Here is a 6,582-nt window from a genome sequence, read left to right as displayed (position 1 = left end):
ACCTCTGGTCAACGCTATTTATACAAGCCTTTAGAACGGTTTTTTTAAGGAATTTACAAGAGTCTATTTTTACATTGATTTACTTAAACATAGAGTTAGAGAACCTTGACTTAATAGTGTTATTAATAATACATGAGGAATTATTGATATCTCTCTAATAAGAATAAAATACAAGAAAAAAAGGCATTTGGACAGTTTGATTTATCCTAGTCTCCCTTCCAATCCACATAGATAGAGGAAAAGTTAGCTCTTTTTTAGGTAAGGGCGATCGCTATTCCAATTTTCGAGCAACACAGCAGGGTATAACCGTTCCTTAGCTAATTTTGCCAGAATTTCAGCCTGCGGATAGTGATATAGGAGGCAAAACCGCTGATGTTGAAGCGATCTCGTCTAAGAGCAGGTTTGTTAATTCTCCAGCATTCGCTGGCAGGCTGAGTTTCCCTGATTATGGGCAATTTACTAGAGATGATTTGGAAAAAATAAAAACCCAGCCGTTTATACGTCGGCTGGGTTCAGGATGGCAAAAACGCGATTAATCGCGTCTGTCGATACATTTAGCGCTCATCTTAATTAAGCGACTCAGCGTTGGTAGTGGAAGCGGCTAATTCTGCCAAGCGTTCTTGCTGATCTTGAGAAATACAAGCCTGAATAATATGTTCTAGGTCGCCTTGCAGAACTGGGTTAAGGCTGTAATTCTGACCCAGGCGATGGTCGGTGACGCGGTTATCTTTGTAATTGTAAGTACGAATTTTTTCCGAACGGGAGCCAGTACCTACCTGAGAACGCCGCATGGAGGTCACAGCTTCCTGCTGTTCGCGCAGCTTCATTTCGTAAAGCTTGGCACGGAGGATTTGCATCGCGCGTTCTTTGTTTTGCAACTGCGATCGCTCTTCCGTACAGAAAATCCGAATCCCCGTCGGCTTGTGGAACAAGTCGGCAGCAGTTTCTACCTTGTTCACATTTTGACCGCCAGCACCGCCAGAGCGAGCTGTACTCATTTCAATATCCTTCGGGTCAATGTGTATCTCTACATCATCCACCTCTGGCATCACTGCCACTGTGGCCGTTGAGGTGTGAACCCGCCCTCCAGCTTCCGTCACTGGCACTCGTTGTACCCGATGGACGCCTGCTTCAAATTTCAGTTGGCTGTAAACGTTGTCGCCTTGGATTTCCAAAATGGCTTCTTTAAAACCACCCGACTCTGCCCGCGACTCGCTGAGTAACTTAATCTTCCAGTTTTGAGTTTGGGCATAGTACGAGTACATCCGCACCAAATCTCCAGCCCAGATACTCGCCTCATCTCCACCTGTACCCGCGCGAATTTCCAACATGATGTTTTTGTCATCATTGGGATCGCGGGGCAAAAGTAAAATCTTGAGGCGTGTTTCCAAATGCTCAAGCTTGCTTTCCAGTTCTTCCACTTCCAAGGCTGCCATTTCCTGCAACTCAGGATCGCTGGCAGATTCCTTCTGTACCAGTTTTGCTCCTACCAAGTTTTGCTGAGTGGTTTTCCAGCTTTCATAGGTATTAACAACGTCCTCCAATGAGGAACGAGCTTTTGCCACCCGTTGATACTCATCTGGATTGGAGGCGGTATCTGGATCTGCCAGTCGGCGAGTTAACTCATTAAAGGTTTGCTCAACGGAATTTAATTTTTCCAGCAGGTATGTTTCAGCCATAGGAAATGCGATCGCTCCACAAAAACAGCAGGAAAGCTTATCATCAATAACTTCGACCCAACAGGCGGGTCGCGCTACGAGCAAGCCGACCCGCTACTTTTTGCCTTGGGAACCCGAACCATCACCTTGGGGTTGGGTAGTTTCCAACATTCCATATTTCCGCATGAAGCGCTCTACCCGACCTTCGGTGTCAATAATTTTCTGGGTTCCAGTGTAAAAGGGGTGGTTCCCCGACCAAACATCAACGTGAAGTTCTGGCTGTGTTGAGCCAACGGTCATTACCACTTCTCCGTTGCAGTAAACTTTTGCTTCTGGATACCACTCTGGATGAATTCCTTGTCTTGCCATGATTACTCCTCGACTGGGTAATGTCCCTATATAATTCTAGCTTTCCAGCATCAGCGAGTGCGAGGCAGACCTCGCACCTACCATCGATAACCAACTCAAATGCGATCGCTTTTTTATCGCTTCGAGTACTGCGGAGCCTTCCGGGCTTTGTGCAAGCCGTATTTCTTCCGCTCTTTCGCTCTGGGATCGCGGGTTAAGTAGCCTTCGCTTTTCAGCGGTTGGCGATTGTCCGGGTCGAGTTGGCACAAGGCTCTCGCTACTCCCAAACGAATCGAATCAGCTTGCCCCGTTAATCCACCACCGTGGGCTTTCACCAGAATGTCATACTCATTTTCCAGACCCAGCGTTTCCAGAGGGGCTTTTGCCGCTGACAAATAAGCCGGTTGGTAATTGAAGTAATTGTCGCCCGGTCGATCGTTGACAATCATCTGACCGCTTCCCGGTACCAGGCGAACCCTTGCTACGGAAGACTTCCGGCGACCAGTTCCCCAATAAACGACTCGACCACTTTGTTCTACTGCTTGCATTAATTTTCTCCTCCTGGAATTGTTTGAATTTTGAGTTCCTGGGGCTGTTGAGATTCATGGGGATGGGATGGCCCCGGATAAACTTTCAGCTTGGTGAACAGTTGTTTCCCTAGAGAACTCTTGGGCAACATCCCGCGTACGGCGTGTTCGATAATCCGCTCTGGGATACGGCCCTGTAGCTTAGCAAAGGTTTCCGTCTTCATTCCGCCCGGACGTCCAGAATGTTTCCGGTAGAGCTTTTGAGTGCGTTTTTTTCCGGTGACTACCACTTTTTCAGCATTGACGACGATCACGAAATCGCCGGTATCCAGATGGGGAGTAAAGGTAGGCTTGTTTTTGCCTCTGAGAATCATGGCAATTTCACTCGCCAGACGACCCAGCCGCTGCTCTGCGGCATCAACGACGTACCAATTGCGTTCGATGGAATCTTGAGATGGGATGGGGGTTTTGTTCATGGTTCTTTTTATACGCTTCAAGGGGTGAGTCAAAAGTTGGTAAGTTGGAGCTTTGAATGTTGAAGAACCTTGTAACCTTCAACCTTCTCATCTTCAAGCTTTCAACTTAGGCAATATTCGGCGGTGACAGTCGGCAAGACCAACTTAGGCTGGGTGTCAAACCAGACTTCCGGGGGAAAGGGAAACTCTGGGTAGCCAACTCGCAACAGGCACAAGCCTTTAGCGGGCGCAGAGTACTTTACTTCGTGACGACGCTGGTTTACCCACAACTCGGTAAAACTTTCTGGCGATCGCTCTCCCTTTCCTACCTGCACCAGTAATCCCACCAGCAGCCGCACCATGCCATACAAAAATCCGTTGGCTTGAATCTCAATATGAATAAATGAGCCGTCTCGGTAGCACTCTGCCGCCTGCACATCCACCCAGGAATGCGATCGCGCCGAATTTGCCCTGTGAAAAGCAGCCAAATGATGGCTACCTACCAAAGGGGTTAAAGCTGCCTGGATGAGAGATTCATCTAGCGGTGCATAATAATAATGCCAACTGAAGGGCTGCACAAACAAGTTTGGCTTGGGATCTGTATAGAGCGTGTATCGATACCGACGCCAGCTCGCAGAAAACCGAGCGTGCCAATTTGAACCTACAGCCGCTGAGGCTCGAATCAGAATATCATCGGGCAGATGAGAATTAAGAATCGCAGCCCATTTATCAGGCGGAATGGGACCCGTAGCCTCAAAGTGTGCCACTTGTGCTGCTGCATGCACACCGCTATCAGTGCGCCCCGCACCGTGTAGAGTAACAGGTCGTTCCTGCACCTTAGACAGAACTGTTTCAATCTCTTCCTGCACGGTGCGCCCATTAGGTTGTCGCTGCCAGCCATGAAAATGAGTGCCCAGGTATTGGATTACCAGGGCAACTCGCTGGGTTGATAATGGCATGGCTTGTAACATGATGAGCTTTGAGTAGTGAGTAGTGAGTTTTGAATTCTCTCAGTCCTCAGTCCTCACGTTAAACCAGCTCGATAATTGCCATTTCAGCATTATCACCCCGACGTGGCACAGTTCGCAGGATACGGGTGTATCCCCCGTTGCGTTCGCCGTAACGGCTAGCGGCTTGCTCAAACAGGGCATGAACCAACTGTTTGTCATAAATGTAGCCCATGGCTTGCCTGCGGGCTGCCAGAGAGCCGTCCTTTGCCAGAGTAATCATTTTTTCCACTTCCGGGCGCAGCGCCTTAGCACGCGTCTTTGTGGTTGTGATTCGGCCCTGACGGATTAATTCGGTTGTCAGCGCCCTTAACAGCGCTCGACGCTGGTCGGCAGGCTTACCTAGTTTTGGAATACGACGACAGTGACGCATAACGATTTTGAATTGCTAATTGGGAATTGGTAACTGCTAATGGGTACTCGGTGAAGAAGTAATGGGTAATCGGTAATTAATTCTACCTATTACCATTACTCTTTACTTCAAGTTGTTTTCGCAGCCTTTTCGTGAGGCAGGGTAATTCCTAGTCGCCGCTGTAAGGCTTCGATGACTTCTTCTGCCGACTTTTGACCAAAGTTTTTAATCTCTAGTAGATCCTCTTGGCTGTAATCCAGCAAGTCAGCTACAGAGTTAATTTGCGCTCGCTTGAGACAGTTGTATGCCCTCACCGAAAGCTGCAATTCTTCGATTGGGATCTGGCTAGTAGGATCTTCATCATCGGCATAGTCTACCGTCATCGGATCGAGGGTGATATCTTTCAGGGGATTGAACAAATCCACCAGAATACTTGCCGCTTGAGAAAGTGCCTCTTGGGGACTGAGGCTGCCATTCGTCCAGATTTCAAGGATTAGTCGGTCTCTTTCCAGAGAACCGTCAATCCGGGCATCTTCAATGCTGTAGTTAACTTTATGCACGGGCATAAACACAGCGTCAATCTGGAGGAAGTCCAAAGCAGCAGTGTCATCTCGTCCCCGGTCTACGGCGCGATATCCCTTTCCTCGTTCGATGCGGAATTCCATTTCCAACCTAGCGTCGTCTGCTAGGGTAGCAACGTATTGATTAGGATCGACCACCTCAACTTCAGAGGGTAAATCAAATCGTCCGGCTGTCACCGTTGCTGGGCCTGTGACAGTTAATCGAGCAATTTGGGGATGGGAGGAGTGACTTTTGAGTACAATGTCCTTCATGTTCAGCAGAATTTCTAGGACATCCTCCCGAACTCCCTCAACTGTGGCAAACTCATGATTAACCCCAGCAATCCGAACAGCTGTCACGGCTGTCCCTTCTAAATTAGACAGTAGAACCCGCCTCAGCGCATTGCCGACGGTGGTACCTTGACCCCGTTCTAGAGGCTCCAGGACAAATTTGCTATATTGGCTCCGATTATTCTCAGTTTTGGACTCTACACACTCAATTTGAAACTGCGCCACGGAGTGACCTCCCTTCTTCATAAAACCCCTGGAAAGAACGCTAGAAGCTCTTCCCTAGCATTGCCCCTACTGTCTCAATGCCAATTTAGCAGTTAGCTGTTTGCCACTTGCTGCTAATTACGAATTGCTTTGACAGCGATCGCTGTCAAAGCAATTCTAGACTCGACGTCGCTTGGGCGGACGGCAGCCATTGTGGGGGATTGGCGTCACATCTCGAATTAAGGTAATTTCTAGCCCCGCCCCTTGCAGCGCTCGAATCGCGGTTTCTCGACCAGCTCCTGGACCGCTAACCATGACTTCAATCTGACGCATCCCCTGATCGGTCGCTCGGCGAGCCGCGCTTTCAGCTGCGGTTTGCGCTGCAAAAGGAGTTCCTTTTTTCGCTCCTTTAAAGCCACTTGAGCCAGCTGAAGCCCAGGAGAGGACGTCTCCATTCGTGTCAGAAATCGTGACAATCGTGTTGTTAAAAGTAGACTGAATGAAAGCTACGCCATTAGGTACGTTGCGTTTTTGTTTTTTTGGACCTGTTTTTTTTGTTGGTTGTCGCGCCATGTGGATCTAGTTGACAGTAGTTATAATGGGTTGGCTGAATTGGTTGGTCAATTTTGCTTTTAGCAAACGACCGAAATCCAAGCCTTTGCTTTTAGCTTTTCAGCTAGCACAAGAAGGTTATTTCGGCCCTGGTGCCTTTCTCTTACCTGCGACTGTGAGACGTCTGCCGCGACGGGTTCGCGCATTTGTACGGGTTCGTTGACCCCGAACTGGCAAGCCCATTCGATGACGCCGACCCCGGTAGGTGCCAATGTCAATCAGGCGCTTGATGTTCATCGCCTCCCAGCGTCTGAGATCCCCTTCAATTTGATAGTTGCTTTCCACTGCTTCGCGCAGAGCAGCAACGTCGGAATCACTTAAGTCTTTTACTCTTGTGTCTGGATTAACTTTGGATGCTGCCAAAATTTCTTTGGAGCGCGAGAGTCCAATTCCATAAATGTAAGTCAGACCAATTTCTACGCGTTTATCGCGAGGAAGGTCTACCCCAGCAATCCGTGCCACGCTTGTTGTCTCCCTAGTCTTGCTTTTAGTGCTATAAACTTGTCCTGAGGATCGGGTTGAGTTAACCTTGGCGTTGCTTGTGTTTTGGGTTAGAACAAATCACCAT

At 48.6% G+C, this 6,582-nt stretch carries 9 protein-coding genes; all 9 read right to left on the bottom strand.

Features of this window, described 5'->3' with window-relative positions; translation table 11 throughout:
• Positions 1-566 precede the first annotated feature (566 nt).
• The 9 genes from prfA to rpsM all read right to left on the bottom strand — a co-directional run bounded on the left by prfA (position 567) and on the right by rpsM (position 6,476).
• Entirely contained in the window at positions 567-1,679 is a 1,113-nt protein-coding gene (gene prfA, locus H6F50_RS03850; RefSeq protein WP_190426507.1) for a peptide chain release factor 1, read from the bottom strand.
• Between the two features lie 93 nt (positions 1,680-1,772).
• Complete coding sequence (gene rpmE / locus H6F50_RS03845; protein ID WP_190426504.1) at positions 1,773-2,027, bottom strand: 50S ribosomal protein L31; 255 nt, start codon at positions 2,025-2,027, stop codon at positions 1,773-1,775.
• Between the two features lie 113 nt (positions 2,028-2,140).
• The gene (rpsI, locus tag H6F50_RS03840) at positions 2,141-2,554 is read right to left on the bottom strand and encodes a 30S ribosomal protein S9 (protein WP_190426501.1); all 414 of its coding nucleotides are present in this window, start codon (positions 2,552-2,554) and stop codon (positions 2,141-2,143) included.
• Positions 2,554-3,009: a 50S ribosomal protein L13 gene (gene rplM / locus H6F50_RS03835; protein ID WP_190411874.1), complete on the bottom strand. Its 456-nt coding sequence runs from the start codon at positions 3,007-3,009 to the stop codon at positions 2,554-2,556. The genes rpsI and rplM overlap by 1 nt, the downstream gene beginning before the upstream one ends.
• A 101-nt stretch (positions 3,010-3,110) precedes the next feature.
• Positions 3,111-3,959, bottom strand: coding sequence for a tRNA pseudouridine(38-40) synthase TruA (gene truA, locus H6F50_RS03830; protein ID WP_190426498.1), 849 nt, complete (start codon positions 3,957-3,959; stop codon positions 3,111-3,113).
• A gap of 58 nt (positions 3,960-4,017) precedes the next feature.
• Complete coding sequence (gene rplQ, locus H6F50_RS03825) at positions 4,018-4,368, bottom strand: 50S ribosomal protein L17 (protein ID WP_190411876.1); 351 nt, start codon at positions 4,366-4,368, stop codon at positions 4,018-4,020.
• Between the two features lie 107 nt (positions 4,369-4,475).
• Positions 4,476-5,444, bottom strand: a complete 969-nt coding sequence (locus H6F50_RS03820) for a DNA-directed RNA polymerase subunit alpha (protein WP_190411877.1) — start codon at positions 5,442-5,444, stop codon at positions 4,476-4,478.
• A gap of 135 nt (positions 5,445-5,579) precedes the next feature.
• A complete protein-coding gene (gene rpsK / locus H6F50_RS03815) occupies positions 5,580-5,975 on the bottom strand; it encodes a 30S ribosomal protein S11 (protein WP_190411878.1) in 396 nt (131 codons plus the stop codon).
• A gap of 117 nt (positions 5,976-6,092) precedes the next feature.
• Positions 6,093-6,476 (bottom strand): 30S ribosomal protein S13, encoded by a 384-nt coding sequence (gene rpsM, locus H6F50_RS03810; RefSeq protein ID WP_190411879.1) that lies wholly within the window; start codon positions 6,474-6,476, stop codon positions 6,093-6,095.
• Between the last annotated feature and the right edge of the window lie 106 nt (positions 6,477-6,582).

Source organism: Coleofasciculus sp. FACHB-712 (assembly GCF_014695635.1).
Classification (GTDB): Bacteria; Cyanobacteriota; Cyanobacteriia; order Cyanobacteriales; family FACHB-T130; genus FACHB-T130.
This window is presented reverse-complemented; position numbering and strand designations above follow the sequence as displayed.